The organism is Mesorhizobium sp. CAU 1741, assembly GCF_039839275.1.
Lineage (GTDB): Bacteria > Pseudomonadota > Alphaproteobacteria > Rhizobiales > Rhizobiaceae > Aerobium.
This window is the reverse complement of sequence record NZ_JBDOQP010000001.1, coordinates 893,029-916,921: the sequence shown is the minus strand read 5'-3', so window position 1 is coordinate 916,921 and position 23,893 is coordinate 893,029. Positions and strand designations below refer to the sequence as shown.

Below are 23,893 nucleotides of genomic sequence, written 5' to 3'. Positions count from 1 at the left end.
TCAGCAAGTCATTGAAATAGAACTGCCAGTTGGCCTGTAAGCCGGGTTCTGTATGGCCATGCCCCCTTGTGAGCGGCATGGCGCGGCGACCATTCTTCTTGGGCGGACGTTGCCGCCCGCCTCACGCAACCTACCCGGACGACTGGGCCGGAAACTGCCCCGAAGGTTGCCCTTCGCGCCGCCCCTATTCGGTCTTGCTCCCGGTGGGGTTTACCATGCCGCTCCTGTTGCCAGTCGCGCGGTGGGCTCTTACTCCACCCTTTCACCCTTGCCTCGCCAGATGGCGAGGCGGTCTGCTCTCTGTGGCACTTTCCCTAGGGTCGCCCCCGCCGGCCGTTAGCCGGCACCGTGTTTCCTGGAGCCCGGACTTTCCTCACCAGCGACCTTTCGGTCCCTGCTGGTGCGGTCGCCCGGCCAACTGGCAGGGCGTATAAAAGGGTTCGAGCCGTGAAAAGCAACCGGAAACGGCAGACGGCGAGACGAAGGTCCCGATCAGGCTCCGCCCAAGTGGCGCTTCACCTTTGCGCAATAGGCGGCCGAGATGCGGTTCATGCGCTTGGCGGCATGGCCGGCATTGTAGCGCAGGATCGTCCCACAGGTGTCGCCGCCACCAAGCTGGTGTGCCTTGGCGAGATACTTCATGCCGAAGCGGATGTTTGTGTCCGGGTCGTACAGGCCCTTGGCGCTGCCGGAATAGCCCATCATGCGCGCCGTTGCCGGCTTGATCTGCATCAACCCGATCTCTCCAGCGCTCCCGCGTGCATTCGCACGGTAGTTGCTCTCGACGCGCACGACAGCGTGGGCCAGAGCGACGGGTATGCCATTTTCGGCCGCGTGACGGGCGATGATCTTGTCGTATGCCGAGCCGACTGAGACGGACTTGGCTTTCGTTATCGACGAGGTAGTCGTCTTGTCGACCTCCTCTTTCCCGAAGTCGCGTGTCGGGAACTTCTCCTGAAGATACGCCGACATCGTGGAGGAGCCATCAGTAAGTGGATTGGCTACGACGTGAGGGACAAAAGAGGTCAGGCCGGCAGCAAGCGCTGCCGCAACAAGAGTTGGCTTGTTCATGCGTTTCCGTTCTTCTTATGCCGCGACGGTGTTGGCGGCGGTTTGGCTTCTGCGACCGAGCACTCCGGTGCCGGCCACGCGCAGGAAGGGGCAATAGACTGCCGAGTTGGCGTCAAAAAAGGCCAAACCAGTCACTTTGCATGACAGGCTGTAACAGGCGATGCTAATTTACCTTGCGTCAGGAATCCGCGCTGACCAGTGCGCTCAGCAGGCGATGGAGCGTCTCGATGGTGGATTGATCCGCCACCCCGTCAACCAGCGCAGGCCGGAAGTGGCGCTGGAAGGCCTCGACCACATCCCGCGTCGTCTGGTCGAAAAACCCATTGATTTCCAAGCCGTAGCCGTAGAGCGATAGCATCGATTGCAGCGCCTCGACCGGCTGGCCGCGCTCACCCATTGCCAGAAAGCGGCCTCCGCGCACCGCAGCCGGCTCGACGAAATGGCCGACCCCGTTCGCGGCCAGGACCGCCCACGGGAACCGCTCGCCCGGATCAATCTTTCTTCCGGGTGCGACATCGGAATGGGCCAGAACGCGCTCGGGAGCGATGGACCACCGATCGCAGATGTCCCGCGAAAGCGCCACAACCGCCTCAATTTGCACGTCAGGGAAAGGCGGAAAACCGGCAATCGGGCCACAATTGACGATCTCGATACCGATCGAGAAGGAATTCACGTCCGGAACATCCTTCCAGGAACCCTTGCCGGCATGCCATGCCCGGTCGGATTCCCGCACCATCTGCACGATGCGTCCATCTTCATGAACGAGATAATGCGACGACACTTCGCTCTCTGGCGCGCACAGCCAATTCTCTGCCGCCAGCCCCGTCTCCATGCCGGTGTAGTGCAGGATCAGGCAGTCAGGCGTCATGGCGTTGCGGCGCGGGCCGAAATTGGGCGACAACCGTACTTCCGCGCCCCTGTGCTCGGCGGCGAACCCGCTCATGCCGGTCGCAGGCTCCGTTCGATCGTTTCGTAGGCGGAGTTGATCGCCGCCAGCCGGCTGTTGGCGATGGCGAGGAATTCCTCCGGCACGCCGCGGGCTATCAGCTTGTCCGGATGGTTGTCGGCAACCATGCGCCGATAGCGGCTGCGCACATCTGCAAACGGCGTGCCGCGATCCAGACCAAGCACGCGCCAGGGGTCATTTTCCCCAAGGATGGCGTGCCGCGACAGGATCGTCTCGAAATGGGTGTCGTCGATCTCGAATATCTCAGCCACGCGGCGCAGAAAGGCCAGTTCGCGTTCGTGCACGAACCCGTCTGCCTTGGCGATATGGAAGAGCCCGTCGAGTATGTCTTCGAGCATGACGCAGTTCGGCCGCCCGGAACCGCAGAGGCTTGCCATACGCTCGGCATAGACTTCGAATCCCGCGACATCCTGCTTTGCAAGATCAAACAGGCGCGCGACGTTTCGCTGCTCCTCATTGGGAACGATGAAGATTTGCTGGAACGCGCGAATCTCATTCTGGGTGACGATGCCATCGGCCTTCGCCATCTTGGCGGACAGCGCGATCATCGCGATCGAGAAGGCCACACGCCTGCGCAACTCGGGATCACCCTCAAAGACCGTTCGGATCGCTTCGATAAGGTTCGAGAGAGCGCCGGCGGGAACCGTCGTCAGAAATTCGCTTATTCGGGCCCAGATCGACATCGGGGCTTAATAAGATGAATCGCCGGTTGTGGCGAGAGAACAAATTTCCCGCCAGTGACAGCAACACGAAAAAGGCCGGGAAATCCCGGCCTGTTCCGTAAGCGCTGGTGGTCGATTTCATCGACCAAAGCGCTGTATCAGTCCACCGGTGCCGCTGGCGTGGTCGGCTCAGCGGAAGGCTCCGGCTGCGCCATCGGCGCTTCCTGTTCGCTCGGAACGGACTGCGTGGTTGTCTCGTCGGTGTCGCTGCAAGCGGCAAGACCCATCAGAGCAATGCCGGATACGGAAGCGAGGATCAGCTTTTTCATTTCCAGTCTCCTTCTAGTGGACCACCCACCGCAGCGGGCGTTCGAGAGATAAATGAGCGTGCCATCGACTCCGTTTCATAACGTTGTGTGACTCGGTGTAAGGGTCGGAGACGCTACAGTGAGGCCGCCGCCCGCGCCGCTTGGTCGTATTGCCCGGAAAGGGCATGCATCGTCGATGCAACGCGGCTGACCGCTTCCGCATCAATGTGTAATGCGCCCACGCTCGACACGAGCAACGCCTCCCTCACCTCGCGATAGCGTTCGCAGGCGTCGGCGCCGATGGCCGTCACGCGCACCGTCTTCTCCTTGCCGCGTCGGCCGGTCTCGACGAGACCCAGCCCTTCCAGCTTCTTGAGGGCGTAGGCGACCACATGAGTATCCTCGATATTGAACATCATGCAGAGGTCGGAAAGGGTCTTGTCGCGACCGCGATGGTTGACCGCATGGAGCACGAGTACGTCGACATGTCCGAGGCCCGGGTAGCCTGCACTCGCCATGCAGCGTACGATCCAGCGCTGGAACGCGTTGCCTAGGACAGTCAGCGCAAACTCCAGCTCCGACAACGCAGGCATGGCACCTTCGGCGAGATGCGCGGCGGATACGACGGGACCAATGGAAGCATCGGATTTTTTCGGCAAGTGCATCTTCCTTCACTGACATTTTATCGATAAAATATCGACAAATTCAGAAGACCACTATGCACCGCATGGCGTTTTCTGTCCAATCTCGGCACGATGGAGACGATCATGAGCGGCAGGTGGGATTTCTGGATCGATCGCGGCGGCACTTTCACGGACATCATCGGCCGCGACCCCGCCGGTGACCTTCATCCGCTGAAGCTGCTGTCGGAAAATCCGGAAGCCTATCGCGACGCCGCCATCGAGGGCATCCGCCAGTTGCTCGGCGTTGCGTCGGGCGCGGACGTGCCAGCCGAGCGCATCGGCGACATCAAGATGGGCACGACGGTCGCCACCAACGCGCTGCTCGAACGCAAGGGCGACCGGGTGCTACTCTTGATCACCAAGGGTTTTCGCGATGCGCTGAAGATCGCCTATCAGGCCCGCCCCGACATCTTCGCCAAGGAAATCATCCTTCCCGAGCAGCTTTACGAGCGCGTCGTCGAAGTGGACGAGCGCGTTCGCGCAGATGGCACTGTCGAAGCGGCTTTCGATTCTGAGACCATCCGCGACCAGCTTGCCGCGGCAAAAGCGGACGGCATCGATGCGGTGGCGATCGTTTTCATGCATGCCTGGAAGCATCCGGCGCATGAAGAGATGGCCGCAAGGCTTTGCGAGGAATCCGGTTTCTCGCAGCTCTCCGTTTCCAATCGCGTGTCTCCGCTCGTCAAGCTTGTCGGACGCGGCGACACCACGGTGGTCGACGCCTATCTGTCTCCGATCCTGTCGCGCTACGTGCGCCAGGTCGCCGGAGAGCTTGGCCTCAGCGCCTCGGAGGCCTCCGCCGGCGACACCTATCCGCGCCTCATGTTCATGATGTCGTCTGGAGGACTGACGGCCGCCGACATGTTCCAGGGCAAGGATGCCCTCCTGTCCGGCCCGGCCGGCGGCGTGGTCGGAATGGTGGAAACCGCGCGCCTTGCGGGCTTCGACCATGTCATCGGCTTCGACATGGGCGGCACGTCGACCGATGTCGCTCACTATGACGGCGACTATGAACGCGCATTCGATACCGAAGTCGCAGGCGTTCGCGTCCGCGCGCCGATGATGCGCATTCACACAGTTGCAGCCGGCGGCGGATCGATCCTGCACTACGAAGCCGGGCGCTTCCAGGCTGGCCCGGACTCGGCCGGCGCCAACCCCGGCCCCGCCTGCTATCGGCGTGGCGGACCACTGGCTGTCACCGACGCCAATGTGATGCTCGGCAAGCTCCAGCCCGATTTCTTCCCGGCGATTTTCGGCCCTGACCAGAATGTGCGGCTGGACACCGCTGTGGTGAAGGAAAAATTCGCCGAAATGTCAGCGAGCATCGGAGATGGCCGCACCCCCGAGGCGGTCGCCGAAGGGTTCATCACCATCGCCGTTGAAAACATGGCGAACGCCATCAAGAAGATATCCGTGCAGCGCGGCTACGACGTGACAGAATATCTGCTGAATTGCTTCGGTGGCGCGGGCGGCCAGCATGCCTGCCTCGTCGCCGACGCGCTGGGCATGGAAGCGGTGCTCATCCATCCGTTCTCAGGCCTGCTTTCGGCCTACGGCATCGGCCTTTCGGCGATCTTCGCCTCGCGACAGCAGGCGTTACTGGCGCCACTTGCCGATTCCGCGCTTGGCGACATCGAAGCGACGATCGAACAGCTTAGCGGTGCGGTTGCGCGGGAACTCGCCCAGCAGGGCGTGCCCGCCGAGTCAATCGCATGGAAGCCCGTCCTGCAGATCCGCTACGACGGCACCGACACGGCACTGCCGGTCAATTTCGGCGATGGCGGCATCGGCGGCGCGCGCAGCGATTTCGAGGCCGCGCACAAGTCGCAGTTCGGGTTCGTCTACGAGAACAAGCCAATCGTGGTCGAGTCGATCAGCCTCGAAGGTGTTGATACGCGCACCAGCGGGCGTGACGAGACCGACGCCGACATGAACGAAGCGGCAGCACCCGCTGACGAGACGCGATCCGTGTTCTTCGAAGGCGAATGGCATGAGACCGCTGTTCACCGCCGCGAAGATCTCGCGCCGGGACATCTGATCAATGGCCCGGCGCTCCTGATCGAAAGCCACCAGACGATCGTCCTCGAACCGGGCTGGCAGGCGCAGATCACCGCCAAGAACCACGTGCTCCTGCGCCGCGTGGAGCGCAAGCGCCGCCAGGCGGCCCTGGGCACCGAGGCCGATCCGGTGATGCTGGAGGTGTTCAACAACCTCTTCATGTCGATCGCCGAGCAGATGGGCGTCACGCTGCAGAACACCGCCTATTCGGTCAACATCAAGGAACGCCTCGACTTTTCCTGCGCCGTCTTCGACCGCAGCGGCGCTCTCGTCGCCAATGCCCCGCACATGCCGGTGCATCTCGGGTCCATGGATCGTTCAGTGGAGACGATCATCCGCTTGAACGAGGGCGACATCCATCCGGGCGACGTCTTCGCGCTGAACGCGCCCTACAATGGCGGCACGCACCTGCCCGACATCACCGTCGTCACGCCGGTCTTCGACGACGATGGCAAGGAGATCCTGTTCTATTCAGCTTCGCGCGGCCACCATGCCGACGTCGGCGGCACCGCGCCGGGTTCGATGACGCCACTGGCGACGACAGTCGACGAGGAAGGCGTGCTGTTCGACAATTTCCGCATCGTCGAGCGCGGCCGGTTCCGCGAGAAGGAACTGCACGATCTCCTGACCGATCACGCCTATCCGGCCCGAAATCCGCACCAGAACATCGCCGACCTCAAGGCGCAGATCGCCGCCAACGAGAAGGGTGTCGCGGAACTGCGCAAGATGGTCACCCATTTCGGGCTCGACGTCGTGGAAGCCTATATGGGCCACGTGCAGGACAATGCCGCCGAAAGTGTGCGGCGCGTGCTGGAGCGCTTGCCGGACAGCTCGGAATACGAATATCCGACCGATACCGGCCAGGTCATCAAGGTGAAGATCACGGTCGATCGCGAAAGACGCGAGGCGACGGTCGACTTCACCGGGACGTCGCCGGTGATGAAAAACAACTTCAATGCGCCGGAACCGGTCGCGCGCGCTGCTGTGCTCTACGCCTTCCGCGTGATGGTGGAAAACAACATCCCGATGAATGCCGGCTGCCTGCGGCCGATCAACATCATCATCCCCGATGGCTGCATGCTGCGGCCCTCCTACCCCGCTGCCGTCGTGGCCGGCAACGTGGAGACGTCGCAGCATGTCACCAATGCAATGTTCGGTGCCATGGGCGCCCTTGCAAACGCGCAGGGCACGATGAACAACCTTACCTACGGCAACAAGACGTACCAGTATTACGAGACGATCTGTTCGGGGTCTCCGGCAGGGCAGATGAACAACAGACGCGGCTTCGACGGCACGTCTGGCGTCCACACCCACATGACCAACTCGCGCCTGACCGATCCGGAAATCCTCGAACTGCGCTTCCCGGTATTGCTGGAAGACTTCCACATCCGCGAGGGTTCGGGCGGAAAGGGCAAGTGGAACGCCGGCGACGGAACGCGTCGCACGATACGATTCCTCGAACGGATGGAATGCGCGATCCTGTCTTCGCACCGGGGCGCTCCGCCGCGCGGCGTCGATGGTGGCGGCGACGGCCAGGTGGGATCCACCCAGGTGCGCCGGAACGACGGCACGGTCGAGACGCTCAAGGCATGCGACCAGACGGTGCTCGATGCCGGCGAGGCCGTGATCGTCACGACCCCGACGGCCGGCGGCTTCGGGCGCGCTTGAGGCGCTCGCTACGATACGGCACGGCGGGAGGTTAACGCTCCCGCCGAACTCCTTCGAGGCCTACGTTGCAAGCTTGCCGGAAGCGAACATTTCCTCCATCCGGGCGTAGCTCGCCTCCATGCCTTCGTCCATCCCGGTGGCAAGCATTGCGGCACGCGTCTCGCTGTCGGGCAGCGTCATGCGCATGGTCATCAGTGTTCCCTCTCCATCCGGCTCGAAGCGCGTTTCCACATGGTTGTCGGGCGTCGGGTCTGGCAGGTGCATCCGCTCCACATGCACAAGGCGGCTGAACGGCTCGAGCTCCTGGTATTCGCCAGTGAGATGGAAACCATTGCCGGCGCCGTCGGACCATTCGTAGCGGATTTTGCCGCCCGGCCTCGGCTCGCTGATGCACACTGGCATGGTCCAGCCGTCCGGTCCCAGCAGCCATTTCTGGATCAGCGCCGGCTCGGTATGGGCGCGATAGACGAGTTCGGGGCGCGCGGCGAAATGGCGCGTGACGACGACATGGGTATCGCCTTCCGTCTTCAGGGAGAGCTTGCTCATTGGGCTTCTTTTCCTTCCTTGGCCTCAAGTTCGGCCAGGACACCGTCCAGCCGGTTAAAGTTTTTCTCCAGTGCATCGCGCAGTCGATCAAGCCAGCGGTCGATCTCTTCGATCGCATTCGGCTCCAGTCGACATGGACGTTTCGTGCCCTCGACGCGCCTCGAAATGAGCCCAGCGCCTTCGAGCACCTTTAGGTGCCTAGAGACGGCGGGCTGCGACATCTCGAACGGCTCCGCCAGTTCCATCACGGTCGCTTCGCCGAGAGCCAACCGGGCAAGGATCGCCCTGCGGGTCGGATCAGCGAGAGCGGAAAAGGCTGCGTCGAGATCGCGCATTAGGCGCTCCTTTCAATAACAAGGTTGTTATATAACCGAAGTGTTATGTCAAGTCTAATTCTGCCTCGCCTGCACCGGATCAGGGAGCGGGCTCGGGTGAGCGAGGTCGATTGTGGGCATGCCACGCGCCGCTGGCTGCGACAGGTGCAGTCCACGATGTCGGCAGAGCAAACGTTTCGAAAGGAACGCCCTCAGCGAAGGGCTTCGGCGAGCGCCCCAATGAGCGGCTGCGATGAATAGGCAAGTTTGGAAGGCGTGAGCCCCATCCGGACGACGACCAGCCCTTGTGACGGAACGACAGCGACCGATTGCCCGTCATGACCCCTGAGCCAGAACGTGTCGGCGGGTACGCGGCTGTCGTTCCCGGTCCCTGTCTGCTGCAACCAGAGCTGGCCCCGGCCGTAAGCGCCATCGGAAGCCGGCGCGGCTTCGCGCATCCAGTCCACATATCCGTCCGGCAGGATCTGGCGGCCATCCCACACGCCATCATTGCGCAGGAACTCGCCGAAGCGAGCCCAGTCGCGGGCCGTCGCATAGAGATACGACGATCCCGTGAACGTCCCCGCCGCGTCCGTCTCCATGACAGCGCTTGTCATGCCAAGCGGCGTAAAGATCGCTTCGCGTGGGTAGGAATATGCGTCCGCAGGCGCGGAGAATGCGTTCTGCCAGATGCGCGACAGCAGCAGCGTCGTTCCGCTGGAATAACTGAAACGCTCGCCCACGGCGCCGACGAGCGGCTTGTCGGCCGCGAAACCGGCCATGTCCGGCTCCAGATAGAGCATGCGGGTTACATCGGTGACGTCGCCGTAGTCCTCGTTGAATTCGAGCCCGCTCGACATCGCCATCAGGTCGGCGATGGTGATTTCGGCGCGCCCGTCGGCCAGCCAGTCCTCGAACAGTTCGTCCTGGTCAACGGAGAGGCGGCCATCCCGGACAAGGGTGCCGATGATCGCCGCCGTCACGGTCTTGGTCATCGACCAGCCGAGTAGCGGCGTATCGGCCGAAAAGCCGTCGCCATAGCGCTCGCCGATGATGCGGCCATCCTTCACCACCACGACCGCGCGCATACCCGGCCCGGTCAACTCGGCATCGTCCAGGATGGCCGTGAGCGCGGCATCGCGCGATGGGTCTACGCGCTCACCGGCGGGCCAGGACTCGTCGGCGTTACTGGTCGCAACGGACGCTGCGGCGGGTAGCACCGACGGTTCGCCTCCAGCAGGCAGAGACGTGCAGCCCGCGCCTTCGCGATAGACGGCGCGATTTTCGCCGAACAGGCCGAGCAGGCTCGCGGACACCATTCCCGTATCCGCGTCGACGTCTACGTCAATATAGCCGAGCAGTGGATGACCCGGGGCCTGTACGTCTACGGCCAGTGCCTCGCCGGCATCGCGGCCTGAAACGAAATGGCTGGAGCAAACGATCTTGGCCGAGTAGCCGGTTCCGACCCGAATTAGCGCGGGCGGCGTCGCGTAGAGCCAGATGGATACGCCCAGGATCAACCCCACCAGTGTCGCCGCCATCCATTTCAGTATCGTTCCGGCAAGTCGCATCCCGCTTTCCCCTTCGTGTGGGTATCCCTCGGCCATCGCAGCCGATGACTTTGCTGTGAACTCTTGGGCGGAAGGCCCCTGAAAATCAACGAACTTCCGCAAACGCGGCGGCGACATGGGCCTTGAGGGTCGATGACGTTTGGCGGCGGTTCGATTATTGCTGGGGTGCGGTGAGTGATTCGCCAACCGCGATTGCCACCAGGCGGGAAGGACCACATGCTTCGAACGCTACTGCTTGCTGCGTGCGCGCTGCTGACGGCCTGCACGAGCGTCGGCTACGATTTCGGCGACCTGTCGCCTTCAGCGCCGCATGTCGCCGAAGGCAAGGTGTCGGTCACAAATCCTCGTTTCGGCGACCGCGATCCGCATCCGTGGGATGGGCGCACGCCCTGGAGCTACCCGATCCACGGGACCGATGTTTCCAAATATCAGGGCGCCGTCGACTGGGCGACGGCTCGCGATGCCGGTATCTCCTTTGTGTTCATCAAGGCGACCGAAGGCGGAGACAGGCTGGATGACCGGTTTCATCAGCACTGGCGCGGGGCGCGGGCGGCCGGCATTCCCCATTCGGCCTATCACTTCTACTATTTCTGCAGGCCCGCCCGCGAGCAGGCCGAATGGTTCATCCGCAACGTGCCGAAGGAGGCCGGCTCCATCCCACATGTGCTCGACATGGAGTGGAACCATCTGTCGCCGAGTTGCCGCCTGCGTCCACCCGCAGCGACCGTGCAACGGGAAATGCGGATATTCCTGACCATGATCGAGCGGCACTATGGCCGGCGACCGATCATCTACACATCGATCGACTTCTACCGCGACAATCGGCTGCATGAATTCGACGGCTACGACTGGTGGCTGCGCTCCGTCGCCAACCACCCCGACAATATCTACGACAATGAGCGCTTCCTGTTCTGGCAATACACCGGGACGGGCGAAGTCCCGGGCATTCGTGGAGACGCCGACATCAACGTCTTCAACGGCTCCGCTGCCCAATGGCGGGCCTGGCTGGACGGACAGTCGAGCTGACGCCGAACTTTCGCCCGCTTTGCCGGGTCCTAGGACAACCAAGCGCCAAAACAGATGGAGAGCCCCCGATGAAAAAGACGATCGCCACAATCGTCCTGACCCTTGCAGCATCTCCCGCGCTGGCACAGCAATGCGGAAGCGATTTCGCCACCTGGAAACAGGGTGTCGCGCAGGAAGCGCAGGCCGCGGGTATAGGCCAGCGTGGCCTGTCGGCGCTTCAGAACGCCCAGGTCGACCCGCGCGTGCTGCAGCGCGATCGTGCGCAGGGAGTATTTTCGCAGACTTTCACCGAATTTGCCGGACGCATGATCAGCAGCTATCGGCTGGAACAGGGACAGGCGCTTCTGCGACGCCACGCCGACCTGTTTGCCAGGGCCGAGCGTGACTATGGCGTCCCGGGGCCAGTGATCGCGGCATTCTGGGCGCTGGAGACCGACTTCGGCGCTGTCCAGGGCGACTTCAACACCCTCAATGCACTGGTGACGCTGGCGCATGACTGCCGCCGCCCGGAGCTCTTCCGCCCGCAACTGGTCCCGATGCTGACGCTGATCGACCACGGTGATCTGCCGGCGGATACACAAGGCGCTTGGGCGGGCGAAATCGGCCAGACGCAGATGCTGCCGTCCGACATCCTCAAGCTCGGGGTCGACGGGGACGGGGACGGCGTGGTGGACATGCGCCGCAGCGTGCCCGACGTGATCCTGACCACGGCGCGGAAAATCCAGTCGCGCGGCTGGCGCGCCGGTGAACCGTGGATGCAGGAGGTACGCATCCCGGAACAGATGCCCTGGGAGGAGACGGGGCGAAGCAACCGCCTGCCAATCTCTCAGTGGACGGCCTGGGGCGTGACGAAGCGCGACGGCAGTCCGCTCGATGCCAATGCGCCGGATGCGGGCCTCGCCTTGCCCATGGGGCACAGGGGTGCGGCTTTCCTGCTTTACCCGAACTTCGACATCTACCTCGAATGGAACCAGTCCTTCACCTACACGCTCACCGCCGCAAATCTCGCGACGCGGCTCGCCGGCGCGCCTCGTTTCGATTCCCGCACGCCCGAGGAAGGACTGACCGGCGACGCCATGAGACTGCTGCAGGAGAAGCTGCAATCGCGTGGGCACGACGTCGGCGGCGTCGACGGCATTCTCGGCATGATGACCCGCGAGGCAGTGCGCCAGGAACAGATCCGGCTGGGCTTGCCGGTCGACGGTTGGCCGACCCCTGCCCTTCTGTCAAACCTGTAGGACACGCTATGCGTGCGTCAGTACGTTGACGAGGTTGCCGTAGGGGTCGCGTACGAAGAAACGGCGCACGCCCCACGGCTCCTCGGTCGGGCCATATTCGATCGCAATACCGGCTGCCTCGAAGCGGGCCAGCGCTTCTTCGAGGTTGTCGACCTCGATCGACAGGACCGGCACCGGCGTGCCCGAACCGCCCTGAGACATCACGCTGAGCTGGACGGTCATTTCCTCGTCGCTGCCGTAAGTCGCGATCCAGCCCATGTCCATGCGCAGGTCGAGCCCGAGTATGTCACCATAGAAAGCCCGCGCTTTGGCAACGTCCTGGGTTGCGAGATTGGCGACGATCCGCTTTACCTGCATGGGCTGCCCCTGTTTCAATCCGCCATCGTCTCGAGACTGGCGAAGCCTTCCGGCATGCCGCCTTCGTCGAACGGCGTCGTCACCTCGACATAGGTGTCCGGATAGAAGCCGTTGAAGCGGGTCCGCAGCGACAGCGAATAGGCGCCGATATGGCCGATCTCGATCCAGTCCCCGGTGTCGACCGTCTCTGGCAGCCAGAACGGGCGTGACAGGATGTCGACGGAATCGCATGTCGCGCCGCAGACCTTGAACGGCACGATGTTACCCTTGTTGCCGTTGCGGTTTCGTATCGCCGGATCGGGGATGAACCGCGCCGGCAACGTAATCTTGCCCGTCCAGGAATCCGACAGCGACGCCCAGATGCCGTCATTAATGTAGAGCCGCCTGCCCTTGCGCAGAAGAACGCGCACGATCAGCGAGAATGCGCGGGCGACGATGACCCGCCCCGGCTCGGCGACCAGCGGCGTATCGGCGAATCCCCATTCGCCGATGTCGTTTCGCAGCCGCGACATGATCTGGCCGAGCGAAGGCATTTCCGGTTTCTTGCGGTTGGGATCGTGACCATACTCGGCCGGAAAGCCGCCGCCCACGTCCAGCGCCGCGATCGGCACGGAAATGCGGTTTCGCACCCAGTCAGCCGACGCGAGCGCCCGCTCGTAGGTATCGGGGTCCTCGATCTGGCTGCCAACGTGGAAACAGATGCCAACCTTGTAGCCGCCGCGCGCCAGCCGATCGATCAATTCGACAGCGGCCGCCGGGCCCGCGCCAAACTTCTTGGACAATTCGTACGCCGCGCTGCCCTTGGTCTGGATGCGCACGAAGACGGTAATGCTGGCGGGATCGATGTCCAGCGCCTTGACCACGCGCGTCAGCTTGACGATTTCGTCCTCGTGGTCGATCGAGATGACCCGGATGCCGTATTCCTCCAGCGCCAGCCTGATGTGCGACTGTGCCTTGATCGGATGCATGTAGAGCATCTCCGCATCCGGTGCGATCGCCCGCACATCGGCGATCTCGGCGGGTGACGCGACGTCGAAAGCGGTTACGCCCGCCTCCGAAAGCGCCTTCAGCACCATTCTTTCGCCGTTGGTCTTCACCGCATAGGCGGTCTTGCCCGGAAACATCGACATGAAGGCACGGCAGTCGTCTTTCAGCACCTGCGGCCTGAAGCAGTAGACCGGGTCGTCGGGACGAAGGGCCAGCGCTGCCTCGCGCGCATTCTCGAATCGCTGCATGAGCTTCTCCGGTTGAACGTGCGGAGCCTAACAGGGCCGGATGGCAGGAAAAAGTGACTCTCGCGTACGGCCACGGCCAATCGATGGCATGGACCAGCGCGTGAAACGGGTGGTGACCGGCTGCCGCACCAAATAGCCTTCTGAATTCCAACAAACGTAGAGCCTATGACCCCGACACGAAGCGCACAGCCGATGACCATCCGCGACTGGACGATGCTGGCCGCGCTCAGCCTGCTGTGGGGAGGCTCGTTCTTCTTTGCGCGCATCGCGGTCGCGGAAATACCGCCGCTTACGCTCGTATTGTTTCGCGTCGGCATCGCCGCCGCGGTCCTGCACCTCTACCTCGCGGTCGCCGGTCCGTCGTTTCGCCTCGCATTGCCGATGGCAGGCAGTTTCTTCGTGCTGGCCATTTTCAACAACGTCATACCGTTCACGTTGATGTTCGCCGGCCAGACGGAACTCGGCGCTGGCGCCGCCTCGATCCTCAATGCGACCACGCCGTTCTGGACGATGATACTGGCCAACATGACGACCGATGACGACAAGCTGTCAGCGCAGAAGGTGGCCGGCGTCATGCTCGGCATAGCGGGCACCGCCGTGATGATCGGACCCGGGGTCCTGGCCGACCTGGGAGCGCCGGCCTGGGCCAAGTTCGCGCTGCTCGGCACCGCGCTCTCCTACGCCTGTGCGGCGATCTTCGCCCGCCGCTTCCGCGCATTGCCGCCACAGGTGATCGCAACCGGGCAGTTGACCGCCTCCACCATCGTCATGATGCCTGTCGTGCTGCTGTGGCACGGAACGCAGGACCTGTTCAGCGCCAGCGCATCCGTGTGGGCCGCCGTACTCGGCCTCGCGGTGCTCGCGACGTCCCTGGGCTACATCCTCTACTTCAACCTGATCCGCTCGGCCGGGGCGACAAACACCTCGCTGGTAACCCTGCTCGTGCCGGTCAGCGCAATCCTGCTGGGGGTGCTATTCCTCGGGGAGCATCTTGAAACGTTTGAATTTCTTGGAATGTTTCTGATCGGCGGCGGTCTTCTGGTCATCGACGGCAGGCTGTTTCGGCGCCTCCGCAGGGGTCTCGCGAACTGATTTTTCCCACAGTTTCGCGGGATTCGTTTTGCCAACGAAATCAAGAAACTGGGGGCGGTTGCGACGACGTCGCCCCGTGCTCATGCCGCACCGCAGCACAAATTGCGCTTGCCAGAGCGTCAGGAGCGCCTAGACTCCATATTCGTGGTCTGCAGAGGAGGCATAGCCATGGGACTTGCGAAGCCAATCAATACGTTGATGATTTGTGCTGCGTTTGCCTTTGTCGGCGCTCTCGTGATGGGAATTCTGGCCTGAGAACGAAGCCGTCTCTTAGCTGAAACGACAACCGAACAACGAAACGGTCGGAGTTTTCTCCGGCCGTTTCATGTTCAGGCCACGGCGTCAGGCTGCAGCGGCCCTTGCGGGCATGACCGGGCGTATGCCGATGAGATGACAAATCGCGAACGCCAGGTCGGCGCGGTTCATCGTGTAGAAATGGAACTCGCCAATTCCGCGCTCCACCAAGTCCAGAACCTGTTCCGCCGCGATCGCTGCCGCGACGAGCGCGTGGGTGTGGGGATCTTTATCCAGCCCGGCAAGGCGCTCCGCGAGCCAGGCTGGAACATGCGTGCCGCATCGCGCCGAAAAACTCGCAACCTGCGCGAAATTGTGGATCGGCAGCACGCCGGGCACGATCGGAATGTAGATGCCGGCGCGCCGCACACGCTCCACGTAGCGCTCGTAGAGATCGTTGTCGAAAAAGAACTGCGTGATCGCCCGCGTCGCGCCGTTGTCGACCTTGCGCTTGAGCATGTCGATATCGGTGGCAAAGTCGGCACTTTCCGGGTGCTTCTCGGGATAGGCCGATACAGAGACCTCGAAATCGCCGAGCCGGCGAATGGCCCCGACGAGCTCGGCGCCGTTGGAATAGCCTTGCGGATGCGGGCGGTATGCCGCCCCTGCCCCGGCGGCCGGATCGCCGCGCAGTGCAACGAACCGTGTCACGCCCATCGCGGCGAACTCACGCACCACCGCGTCGACGTCGTCGCGTGTTGCGTCCACGCACGTCATGTGGGCAGCCGGCTTCAGCATGCTCTCATCGAGGATGCGCCCGACCGTGCGGGCCGTGCGCTCGCGGGTGGACCCTCCTGCCCCATAGGTCACCGAGACGTAGCTCGGCGAGAGCGGTTCCAGACGCGTGATGGTCTCCCACAGCCTGCCCTCCATCTCGTCCGATTTCGGCGGGAAGAATTCGAACGACACTTTTACACGGTCACCGATGTCGGTGCGGCGGGACAGGCGTGGGTCGGCCATCAGACGGTTTCTCCGGTATCTGCGGAAAAGGATTGGGAGGAATCGGCGACGAGCAGCCGCCGGTCGCGCGCCAGCCAAAGCTTGACGGTCAGGCCCGGCGCTTCGCTGGTTGGGGCAAAGGAACGGTCGGCCTCCAGTTCGAGACCGGCCTCATCGAGCCATTCGGCCATCTGCCGGTCGGAAAAGCCGAGGCGCACATGGGCATGCTCTTCACGCAGGAATTCCAGCGCGTGCGGCGCGAAGTCGACGATCACCAGCCGACCGGCTGGACGCAGCAGGCGGGCGGCTTCGACGATGGCCAGGCCCGGTTCCTCTAGATAATGCAGGACCTGGTGCATCGTCACCAGATCGAAGGCGTCGCGTTCCACCGGCGGCGCATAGAGGTCGCCCTGTCTGACCTGCGCGTGCGCCACTGCAGCCTTGTCGAGATTGGCCCGCGCAACCGAAAGCATTTCGCGCGACAGGTCGATGCCGACGCCACGCCGGTAAAGCGGCGCAAACAGTTCGAGCAGGCGCCCGGTGCCGGTTCCGAGGTCGAGCATGGCCTGGAACGGCCGCTCGCCGACAAGCTGCTTCATTGCAGTCTCGACGGCACCATCAGGCACATGCAGCGAGCGGATTTCGTCCCAACTGGCGGCATTGGCGCTGAAATAGTGCGAGGCCCTCTCCTGCCGCTTTCGCTTCACGGCGCCGAGCCGCTCGAGATCGCGCTCGACGACAGGGTCATGCGCGTCGATCCTGCCGACGATACCGGAGAGGAAATCGCGCACGGTTTCGCCATCCGCGAGCTGGAAGTACGCCCAGGACCCTTCCTGGTAGCGCTCAATGAGCTGCGCCTCCATGAGGAGCTTGAGATGACGAGAAACGCGCGGCTGCGACTGGCCGAGAATCTCCGTCAGGTCCGTCACGGTCAGGTCACCGCGCGCCAGCAGCAGCAGAATTCGGAAGCGGCTGGATTCGCCAGCCGCCTTCAGGGTATCTACCATGCTGCCCAAGCCGATGGAGGATCGCGTCAACATTCCAAACTCCAGAAAGACATAAACATATATTTATATCATTCTCGGCGCACTGACAAGCCGGATGACGCGATCAAGCCTGGAGACGACGCAGCCATGTCAATCAATCACACCAAGCGCGAGGGCGAGATCGAACTGGATGTCGACCCCTCAGAGACAGCCGACGATGCACGGCTGGTCTTCATTGGCCGTATCCGCTCGCCATGGACCGAGCGCGCCGCTTGCCCGAAGAACATGAAGGCAGCGCGAGAGACCGGACAGCCGGCGACGGTCGAGATCGGCGCAGAATGGCGCCAGGGCTTGGCGGGACTGGAGCGGGCGAGCCACATCGTGCTCCTGACCTGGCTCGACCAGTCGCAGCGCAATCTCATCATCCAGAAGCCGCGCCACGCCGAAACGGCCAGCGGCACTTTTGCGCTTCGATCGCCGGCGAGGCCGAACCCGATCGGTCTTCACGTCGTCAGGCTCTTGAGGTTGGACCAAGCAGAAGGCGTGCTGCATATCGAGGCGATCGACGTGCTCGACAAAACCCCGCTCATCGACATCAAGCCGTACTACGCTTCCACCGACGCCGTGGCGGAAGCGGTGATAGCGCCTCGATGAGACCTTCTACCAACCGCCAGCGCGCGATTGGCAAGGCTCTCACGGCACTTCTGCCGATGGCGCCCTATGCCGACATCGAGAAAATCAGGGAGATGGCGAGCGAGCGCGACAGGCGGGAGCTTCCGCCGTCGATTGCGGTCTGGATTGCAACCATCACCTATGTCCGCCACGAGCATTCCAGCTATGATGCGTTGCTGGAGGACGGCTACGACCGCGACGCGGCCCGCTTCTTCGTCGTCGACGAGATAAACGAAACGCTGACGAGATGGCGGGCGACGCGGTTGCTCGACGTGGAAGACGGGGAGTAGGTCGAAGGCAGTGGGGAGTGGGGAGTGGGGAGTGGGGAGTGGGGAGTGGGGAGAATTGCTCAACTTGAACCGCCATCAAGTCCCGGCACGTTTTCCCCAGTGCCGGCTGCCCATTGCCGACTGCCCCTAGCGATACACCCATTGCTCCGGTATCCGCACGGAGACCTCTTCGCCTGTCTCCACCCTGCCCGGCTTCTCGACCCAGGCGACCACGCCGCGCAGGCGCTTGGCGGCTTTCGGGAATGACAACGAGCCTGCTTCGACGTCTGCCATGCCGGCGCGTTCGGCCACCGCGCGCCCGGCGATTCGGCACGGGCCGTTCTGCGCATCGACCTTGAGGGTCACGCCGCCCTTGAAGAACATCATCGTCCCCGCCGGCAGCATCGAAAGCCTCGGCACGCCTTGGATGACCAGATTTGCCCCGATCCATTCCGGCTCGATTGTCTTTATGCCCATCCGCGCAGCAACGACGGCCAGTTCGTCGGCGGCCACGATCGAAAGCTGGCGTTCGTTGCGCATCTCGGTGCCACGCGCATACCAGGGCTCACGACCGCCAGAGTGCCGCGTATAACCGGCGTGAAAATCACCGGCGACGCCCTCGAAAGTCAGTTCCAGCGCGTCCACGGCCGTCGTGATGAAGTCTCGCCCCGACGCGACGAAGACGCCGGTTGCGTGGGCCAGCAGCTTCCGGGCGGGCAGGATTTCCGGCTCGTCATGACGCTGTTCAAACAGATCGGACATTTCGCATCGCACCTCATATCGCAGGTGCAAAAATGCCTTCGGCAGCGACCGGCGTCCAGCCAAAAGCGCTGATCATTCCATTCGCCAAAGCGATGCTATATCATGCGCAACAGCGCGCCGCCGATCGAATATCCCGCTCCGTAGGTGCACAGCAGTCCGTATTCCCCCGGCGCCATGTCCTTGTGGTTTTGGTGGAGTGCAACCACGGCGCCGGCGGCAGCCGTGTTGCCCAGTTCCTCCAGCACCATGGGTGCGGTGTCGTGGCCGATCTCACGGCCGAAGGCGAGCTTGAGGATCATCTGGTTCATGCGCGCATTGGCCTGGTGCAGCCAGAAGCGGCGCACGGTGTCGGGCGTCCGCCCGTGCTCTGCGAGGAAGTCGACAATGAACCGGTGGCTGGCGACGGTCACGTCCTTGAAGACCCTGTTGCCCTGCTGCTTGATCAGGTTCCCCTCGGTGGCGATGACACTCACATCCTCTTGGGCCGCCCGATTCAGGTAGCTGAAGTTCGATCGAATATTGTTGGAGAACTGCGTCCAGTTGCGCGTGTCGAGCACCTCGAAGCGACCGGCTGGACGGTCATCCTCTTCGACGGCTTCGATGAGAAGAGCCGTCGCCGCGTCGCCAAAGATGAAATGGGTCTGGCGGTCGCGGAAATTCAGATGCGCGGTGATCAGTTCCGGGGTGACCACCAGCGCCCTGCGATGCGCGCCGGAGCGCACCAGGTTGAAGGCGACATGCACGCCGGCGGCGGCCGACGAGCAACCCAGGCTGAGGTCGAAGGCAGCTCCGCGCGCGCCGATCTCCTGCTGGATTTCGATGCCGATCGACGGATAGAGGCGCTGCAGGTGCGACGACGCACAAATCACGAGGTCGACCTCGTCGGCCGGCATCGATGCGTCGGCCAGCGCGGCGCGCGCCGCAGCGGCACCGAATTCGGCAAGCACCGACAACGCGTCGTCGTCGCGCGCGGCGATGCGCGGCGTCATGCGGTCGATATCGAGGATGCCCTCTCGCGTATGCACGTGGCGCCGTCTTATCCCAGACGCATGGTGGATGAAGTCGGCGCTCGACTTTTGCAGCGGCTCCAGGCCGCGCGCGGCACGGTCGCCGTTTTCCCGATCGACCCAGGCATTGAAGCTGTCGACCAGATCTTCATTGGTGATGACGGCCTCGGGTATGCTGACCCCGCTGCCACTTATGATGACGCGCTTCATACTTCCCGTCCCGAACATGCAGCCGCCAGGCTGCGGCGCGGCCGTCCCGAGGTCGCGTCCATGATGTTTAGGCCGCCGGCCTTTACGTCAGCTTAACCGGCGAAGAACGGTCTCACCATGCGCAGATGCGGGTGTCGGTTTCCGGATTCGACCAGCACGCCGCGTCGTCGCTGCGGCGGACGTACATGCCCGGCAGCGCGATGTTGCGATCGCCGAAGTTGAGGAAGGCGGCCGCAAAGCCCGGCGTGTCAATCAGGAGCGTGTAGGTCGGAAGGCCGCGCGCCGAGACCTCGAAACTTCCGTCTTGGTCAAGCACTCTGAAATCACACGGGAAGTACCCGTCATCCGTCGTGAAGCAGCGCGCCGGTTTTGCTTGGACGGAAGACACTCCGGCGGCAATCGAAACCGCCAGAGCGCAGGTCAGGAATATCGTCTTGAACATGGAAGGGAGCCCCGTTGAGAGGCTCCATACTACCGCGTCAGACGCTTGTATGTCATCCGGTGCGGATTGACCGCCTCCGGTCCCAGACGACGGATCTTGTCCTGCTCGTAATCCTCGAAGTTGCCTTCGAACCATTCGACATGGCTGTCGCCTTCGAAGGCGAGGATGTGGGTCGCAAGCCGATCGAGGAACATGCGATCGTGCGAGATGATGACAGCGCAGCCGGCGTAGCTTTCCAGCGCGTCTTCCAGCGCGGCCAGCGTTTCGGTGTCGAGATCGTTGGTCGGTTCGTCGAGGAGCAGGACGTTGCCGCCGGTCTTCAGCATCTTGGCCAGATGCACGCGGTTGCGCTGGCCACCCGACAGGTTGCCGACCTTCTGCTGCTGGTCTCCACCACGGAAGTTGAAGGACGAGCAGTAGGCGCGCGTATTGGCCTCGTGCTTGCCCAGCTTGACCACCTCGGCGCCGCCGGAAATCTCTTCCCACACGGTCTTGTCCGGATCGAGCGCATCGCGGCTCTGGTCGACATAGCCGAGCTTGACGGTTTCGCCGACCCGCACCGATCCCGTGTCGGCGGCCTCCTGGCCCGTGATCATCTTGAACAGCGTCGACTTGCCGGCGCCGTTCGGCCCGATCACGCCGACGATGCCGCCGGGGGGCAGCTTGAAGCTGAGATCGTCTATCAGCAGCCGGTCGCCGAACCCCTTCGAAATGCCCTCGACCTCTATGACGACATTGCCGAGGCGTTCGCCATAGGGAATGACGATCTGGGTATCGCTTGGCCGGCGGCTGTCGGCGGCGTCCAGCAGGTCCTGGAACGCCTGTATACGCGCCTTCGACTTGGTCTGGCGCGCCTTCGGGCTGGATGAGATCCACTCGCGCTCGCGGCTGATGGCGCGCTGGCGGGCATCGTCCTCGCGGCCTTCCTGCTTCATGCGCTTGGCCTTAGCCTCTAGATAGGCGGTGTAGTTGCCTTCGTATGGAATGCCGCGGCCACGGTCGAGCTCGAGAATCCAGCCGGTGACGTTGTCGAGGAAGTAGCGATCGTGGGTAATCAGGATGACCGAGCCCTTGTAGGCGCGTAGGTGCTTTTCCAGCCACGCCGTTGTCTCGGCATCGAGATGGTTGGTTGGCTCGTCGAGCAGCAGCAGGTCAGGCTCGGACAGAAGCAGCTTGCAGAGCGCGACGCGCCGGCGTTCGCCGCCCGATAGCGTGGTGACATCCGCGTCCTTGGGCGGGCACGCAAGCGCTTCCATCGCCATCTCGACCTGCTGCTCGAGGTCCCACAGATTGAGACGATCCATCTCGTCCTGGAGATGGGCGGATTCGTCGGCCGTCTCGTCCGAATAATTCATCATCAGTTCGTTGTAGCGCTCGATGATAGCGGTCTTCTTCGCCACGCCTTCCATGACATTGCCGAACACGTCGAGAGCGGGATCAAGCTGCGGCTCCTGCGCGAGGTAACCAACGGTCGCGCCGTCCGCGAGCCAGGCTTCGCCGCTCCACTCCTTGTCGATGCCCGCCATGATCTTGAGCACTGTGGACTTACCGGCGCCGTTCGGGCCGAGAATGCCGATCTTCGCGTCGGGATAGAATGACAGATGAAGGTTTTCGAGAACCTTCTTGGCGCCGTAAGCCTTGGTGAGACCCGACATGTGATAGATGAACTGGCGTGCCATGAAGCCGAAACCCTCTTGGACGAAATCTGGTGGGGATGCCGCGCTGCCCGGCTCGACCGGTGGCGGCATGCTGGATCGGCGCGTATGTAGGCCAAGGGGCGTCGGCACGCAAGGCGGCGTGGGCGAAGCGCGTGGGCCTACTCGAATTCGCCGACGCGGCGCACGCGCCACGCCCTGCTCTGCTCGAGCCCCTCCACCCGCCAGAAATAAGCGCTGTGGGGATGGCTGGCCAGCTCGCCCGCCCCCAGCGGCTCAAGCTCGAAGCGCTCGGGCACGAATGTGCCGGGCTGCGCCACGGCGGCCAGATCGTCGAGGAAGCTGTCCTTGAAGACGATCGCACCATCGAAATCGACACTCTGCAGGTAGGCGCCGGAAAAGTCGCAGTCCCAGATCATCGCGTGCCGAAACGTTGAAGCGGCGATCGATGCGTTACGGAAGTTCGTATTGGCAATCAGCGCGCCGTCGAATGCCACCGCCAGCGCCTGGCTGTCGGCGAACGTCGTTGCAAACAGTCTTGCCCCGGTGAAATCCGCGCCCGCGAGATGGGTGTTCCAGACCTCGACGCCGGGATCGGATTTCATCGGCGGTTTTATTGCATCGGATGCGATGCCCGCGAACCGGACGGAAATCAGTTCGGACCGGCGGAATCGCGCGCCCTCGACATACCCAGCGCCGAAATCGACGGAGTTGAGCACGATGCCGGAAAAGTCGGCATGGCGCATCAGCGCGTGCTGGAAGCTCATTTGAGCGAGCGTGCGCAAGCGGACTTCCGCAAATGAGAAGTCGGCGCCGTTAAAGGTTAGGTACTCCGTCTCGATCACGCCGGAATTATAGAGCATGACCAGCAACTGACCCCGCTCCGGGCTCACGACGCGGTCGGTCAGGCGACCATCTTCCGGTGTCGCCCCAAGCACTTCATCGGATCGTCTCTGCTGCTCGCCCAATGACTCGACGATATTCGTCAGGTCGGTGCGGCGCTGCAGCGCCTGGCGGGTGATCTCCTCTTCGCTCGCCCGCGTGAGCGACGAGACGAGATAGCGGTAAGGCCGCGCGGCAATGCTGGCGGCAACGATGCGTGCCCGCAACGCATTGGAAAGGTCGTAGTCGGCGAGCACGATCTGCGCTTCCTCACCGTCATTGCCCTGGTTGTCGGCATTCGCGGCGCGACGCAGTGCGGACGTCTCCTGGCCGAGCGCATCGCCGATCGACAGGAGCTCCGGCACGATCGATGTGCTGCGCTGCGCTTCACCCAATTCGATTTGCGTCACCAGCAATTCGGTCTGCTCGGTGATCCGCTCGTTCTGCACCGCCAGCAACCGGTTCTGGTGAAACAGCAGAGCCGAGCCGGCAAGCGCGGCGATCGCCGCGATGAAGCCGGTCAGCGTTGCGACTAGCCAGCGACGTGTCACCACCCACGAATAGCGGGCAAGCACCATCTCGGCGAGATTGCGGGCCGCATCCGTCGCCTCGGGCGCCTTCTGCTGGGCGGCAAAGCGCGCCACTTCTGCCAGCGGTTGTGCGAACCGGTCCATCTCGACCTGTCCGTAGCGGAACATCCGCTCCCAGATCGGACGACGGAAAGCGAGGATCAGCACGGTAATCAGAACGACGAAGGCAAACAGCCCAAGCAGGATGGAGAACAGCGGGGCTGCATTGTCGAGGAGGAGATCAAAGCCGAAAATCGCGATCGGGAACCCGGCCAGCAGCCCCAGTGCAAAAATGACGAATGCCATCGTCGGCGACACGAAGTCAGATGCCCGGAACATCGGGCGCGGTTGCGCCGGATCCGGCTTTGCCTCTTCGACATCCTGCACGCTGCGCCCTCCGTTCCCCAACG

Annotated in this window: 23 protein-coding genes and 1 other RNA gene; 6 read left to right on the top strand and 18 right to left on the bottom strand. The window is 63.1% G+C overall.

Features of this window, described 5'->3' with window-relative positions:
• Nucleotides 1–21: 21 nt before the first annotated feature.
• The 6 genes from rnpB to AAFN84_RS04340 form a co-directional block, all read right to left on the bottom strand.
• Nucleotides 22–422: RNase P RNA component class A (gene rnpB / locus AAFN84_RS04365), an RNA gene on the bottom strand.
• 70 nt (nucleotides 423–492) lie between these two features.
• On the bottom strand, nucleotides 493–1,071 hold the full coding sequence (locus tag AAFN84_RS04360) for a lytic transglycosylase domain-containing protein (protein WP_347513280.1): 579 nt from the start codon (nucleotides 1,069–1,071) through the stop codon (nucleotides 493–495).
• A 178-nt stretch (nucleotides 1,072–1,249) separates the two neighbouring features.
• The gene (locus AAFN84_RS04355) at nucleotides 1,250–2,014 is read right to left on the bottom strand and encodes an N-acetylmuramoyl-L-alanine amidase (RefSeq protein ID WP_347513279.1); all 765 of its coding nucleotides are present in this window, start codon (nucleotides 2,012–2,014) and stop codon (nucleotides 1,250–1,252) included.
• Nucleotides 2,011–2,721 carry a DnaJ family molecular chaperone gene (locus AAFN84_RS04350; protein ID WP_347513278.1) on the bottom strand — a complete coding sequence of 237 codons (711 nt, stop codon included), beginning with the start codon at nucleotides 2,719–2,721 and terminating at the stop codon, nucleotides 2,011–2,013. Before AAFN84_RS04350 ends, AAFN84_RS04355 begins: the two co-directional genes overlap by 4 nt.
• Before the next feature lie 137 nt (nucleotides 2,722–2,858).
• Nucleotides 2,859–3,029: a hypothetical protein gene (locus AAFN84_RS04345; RefSeq protein WP_347513277.1), complete on the bottom strand. Its 171-nt coding sequence runs from the start codon at nucleotides 3,027–3,029 to the stop codon at nucleotides 2,859–2,861.
• A gap of 113 nt (nucleotides 3,030–3,142) precedes the next feature.
• Nucleotides 3,143–3,673: a winged helix DNA-binding protein gene (locus AAFN84_RS04340; RefSeq protein ID WP_347513276.1), complete on the bottom strand. Its 531-nt coding sequence runs from the start codon at nucleotides 3,671–3,673 to the stop codon at nucleotides 3,143–3,145.
• A gap of 102 nt (nucleotides 3,674–3,775) precedes the next feature.
• On the opposite strand from AAFN84_RS04340, the gene AAFN84_RS04335 reads away from it, so the two are divergent.
• Nucleotides 3,776–7,417, top strand: a complete 3,642-nt coding sequence (locus AAFN84_RS04335; RefSeq protein ID WP_347513275.1) for a hydantoinase B/oxoprolinase family protein — start codon at nucleotides 3,776–3,778, stop codon at nucleotides 7,415–7,417.
• A gap of 60 nt (nucleotides 7,418–7,477) precedes the next feature.
• On the opposite strand, the gene AAFN84_RS04330 is transcribed toward AAFN84_RS04335, so the two are convergent.
• The 3 genes from AAFN84_RS04330 to AAFN84_RS04320 form a co-directional block, all read right to left on the bottom strand.
• Nucleotides 7,478–7,963: an SRPBCC domain-containing protein gene (locus AAFN84_RS04330; RefSeq protein WP_347513274.1), complete on the bottom strand. Its 486-nt coding sequence runs from the start codon at nucleotides 7,961–7,963 to the stop codon at nucleotides 7,478–7,480.
• A complete protein-coding gene (locus AAFN84_RS04325; RefSeq protein WP_347513273.1) occupies nucleotides 7,960–8,298 on the bottom strand; it encodes a metalloregulator ArsR/SmtB family transcription factor in 339 nt (112 codons plus the stop codon). The genes AAFN84_RS04330 and AAFN84_RS04325 overlap by 4 nt, the downstream gene beginning before the upstream one ends.
• A gap of 191 nt (nucleotides 8,299–8,489) precedes the next feature.
• Nucleotides 8,490–9,848: a serine hydrolase gene (locus AAFN84_RS04320; RefSeq protein ID WP_347513272.1), complete on the bottom strand. Its 1,359-nt coding sequence runs from the start codon at nucleotides 9,846–9,848 to the stop codon at nucleotides 8,490–8,492.
• A 216-nt stretch (nucleotides 9,849–10,064) separates the two neighbouring features.
• On the opposite strand from AAFN84_RS04320, the gene AAFN84_RS04315 reads away from it, so the two are divergent.
• Together AAFN84_RS04315 and AAFN84_RS04310 are read left to right on the top strand one after the other, a co-directional pair.
• On the top strand, nucleotides 10,065–10,874 hold the full coding sequence (locus tag AAFN84_RS04315) for a GH25 family lysozyme (protein WP_347513271.1): 810 nt from the start codon (nucleotides 10,065–10,067) through the stop codon (nucleotides 10,872–10,874).
• Between the two features lie 68 nt (nucleotides 10,875–10,942).
• Entirely contained in the window at nucleotides 10,943–12,112 is a 1,170-nt protein-coding gene (locus tag AAFN84_RS04310) for a lytic murein transglycosylase (protein ID WP_347513270.1), read from the top strand.
• A gap of 6 nt (nucleotides 12,113–12,118) precedes the next feature.
• Here the strand turns inward: AAFN84_RS04310 and AAFN84_RS04305 are convergent, their stop codons facing one another.
• The gene (locus tag AAFN84_RS04305) at nucleotides 12,119–12,469 is read right to left on the bottom strand and encodes a VOC family protein (protein ID WP_347513269.1); all 351 of its coding nucleotides are present in this window, start codon (nucleotides 12,467–12,469) and stop codon (nucleotides 12,119–12,121) included.
• 14 nt (nucleotides 12,470–12,483) lie between these two features.
• On the bottom strand, nucleotides 12,484–13,704 hold the full coding sequence (locus tag AAFN84_RS04300) for an alanine racemase (protein ID WP_347513268.1): 1,221 nt from the start codon (nucleotides 13,702–13,704) through the stop codon (nucleotides 12,484–12,486).
• Between the two features lie 192 nt (nucleotides 13,705–13,896).
• Between AAFN84_RS04300 and AAFN84_RS04295 the strand changes: the two genes are divergently transcribed.
• Entirely contained in the window at nucleotides 13,897–14,796 is a 900-nt protein-coding gene (locus tag AAFN84_RS04295) for a DMT family transporter (RefSeq protein WP_347513267.1), read from the top strand.
• Nucleotides 14,797–15,138: 342 nt separating this feature from the next.
• Here the strand turns inward: AAFN84_RS04295 and metF are convergent, their stop codons facing one another.
• On the bottom strand, nucleotides 15,139–16,050 hold the full coding sequence (gene metF / locus AAFN84_RS04290; RefSeq protein WP_347513266.1) for a methylenetetrahydrofolate reductase [NAD(P)H]: 912 nt from the start codon (nucleotides 16,048–16,050) through the stop codon (nucleotides 15,139–15,141).
• On the bottom strand, nucleotides 16,050–17,069 hold the full coding sequence (locus AAFN84_RS04285; RefSeq protein WP_347513265.1) for a metalloregulator ArsR/SmtB family transcription factor: 1,020 nt from the start codon (nucleotides 17,067–17,069) through the stop codon (nucleotides 16,050–16,052). Before AAFN84_RS04285 ends, metF begins: the two co-directional genes overlap by 1 nt.
• Before the next feature lie 93 nt (nucleotides 17,070–17,162).
• On the opposite strand from AAFN84_RS04285, the gene tsaA reads away from it, so the two are divergent.
• Both tsaA and AAFN84_RS04275 read left to right on the top strand, forming a co-directional pair.
• On the top strand, nucleotides 17,163–17,669 hold the full coding sequence (gene tsaA, locus AAFN84_RS04280; RefSeq protein ID WP_347513264.1) for a tRNA (N6-threonylcarbamoyladenosine(37)-N6)-methyltransferase TrmO: 507 nt from the start codon (nucleotides 17,163–17,165) through the stop codon (nucleotides 17,667–17,669).
• Nucleotides 17,666–17,977: a DUF2293 domain-containing protein gene (locus tag AAFN84_RS04275; protein WP_347513263.1), complete on the top strand. Its 312-nt coding sequence runs from the start codon at nucleotides 17,666–17,668 to the stop codon at nucleotides 17,975–17,977. The genes tsaA and AAFN84_RS04275 overlap by 4 nt, the downstream gene beginning before the upstream one ends.
• Before the next feature lie 126 nt (nucleotides 17,978–18,103).
• Here AAFN84_RS04275 and AAFN84_RS04270 read toward each other — a convergent pair whose 3' ends face one another.
• The 5 genes from AAFN84_RS04270 to AAFN84_RS04250 all read right to left on the bottom strand — a co-directional run bounded on the left by AAFN84_RS04270 (nucleotide 18,104) and on the right by AAFN84_RS04250 (nucleotide 23,870).
• Nucleotides 18,104–18,718 (bottom strand): MOSC domain-containing protein, encoded by a 615-nt coding sequence (locus tag AAFN84_RS04270; protein WP_347513262.1) that lies wholly within the window; start codon nucleotides 18,716–18,718, stop codon nucleotides 18,104–18,106.
• A 95-nt stretch (nucleotides 18,719–18,813) separates the two neighbouring features.
• Nucleotides 18,814–19,935 (bottom strand): beta-ketoacyl-ACP synthase III, encoded by a 1,122-nt coding sequence (locus tag AAFN84_RS04265; RefSeq protein ID WP_347513261.1) that lies wholly within the window; start codon nucleotides 19,933–19,935, stop codon nucleotides 18,814–18,816.
• A 112-nt stretch (nucleotides 19,936–20,047) separates the two neighbouring features.
• Entirely contained in the window at nucleotides 20,048–20,251 is a 204-nt protein-coding gene (locus AAFN84_RS04260) for a hypothetical protein (protein WP_347513260.1), read from the bottom strand.
• Nucleotides 20,252–20,406: 155 nt separating this feature from the next.
• Complete coding sequence (gene ettA / locus AAFN84_RS04255) at nucleotides 20,407–22,056, bottom strand: energy-dependent translational throttle protein EttA (RefSeq protein ID WP_347513259.1); 1,650 nt, start codon at nucleotides 22,054–22,056, stop codon at nucleotides 20,407–20,409.
• Nucleotides 22,057–22,193: 137 nt separating this feature from the next.
• Complete coding sequence (locus AAFN84_RS04250) at nucleotides 22,194–23,870, bottom strand: pentapeptide repeat-containing protein (RefSeq protein ID WP_347513258.1); 1,677 nt, start codon at nucleotides 23,868–23,870, stop codon at nucleotides 22,194–22,196.
• Nucleotides 23,871–23,893 lie beyond the last annotated feature (23 nt).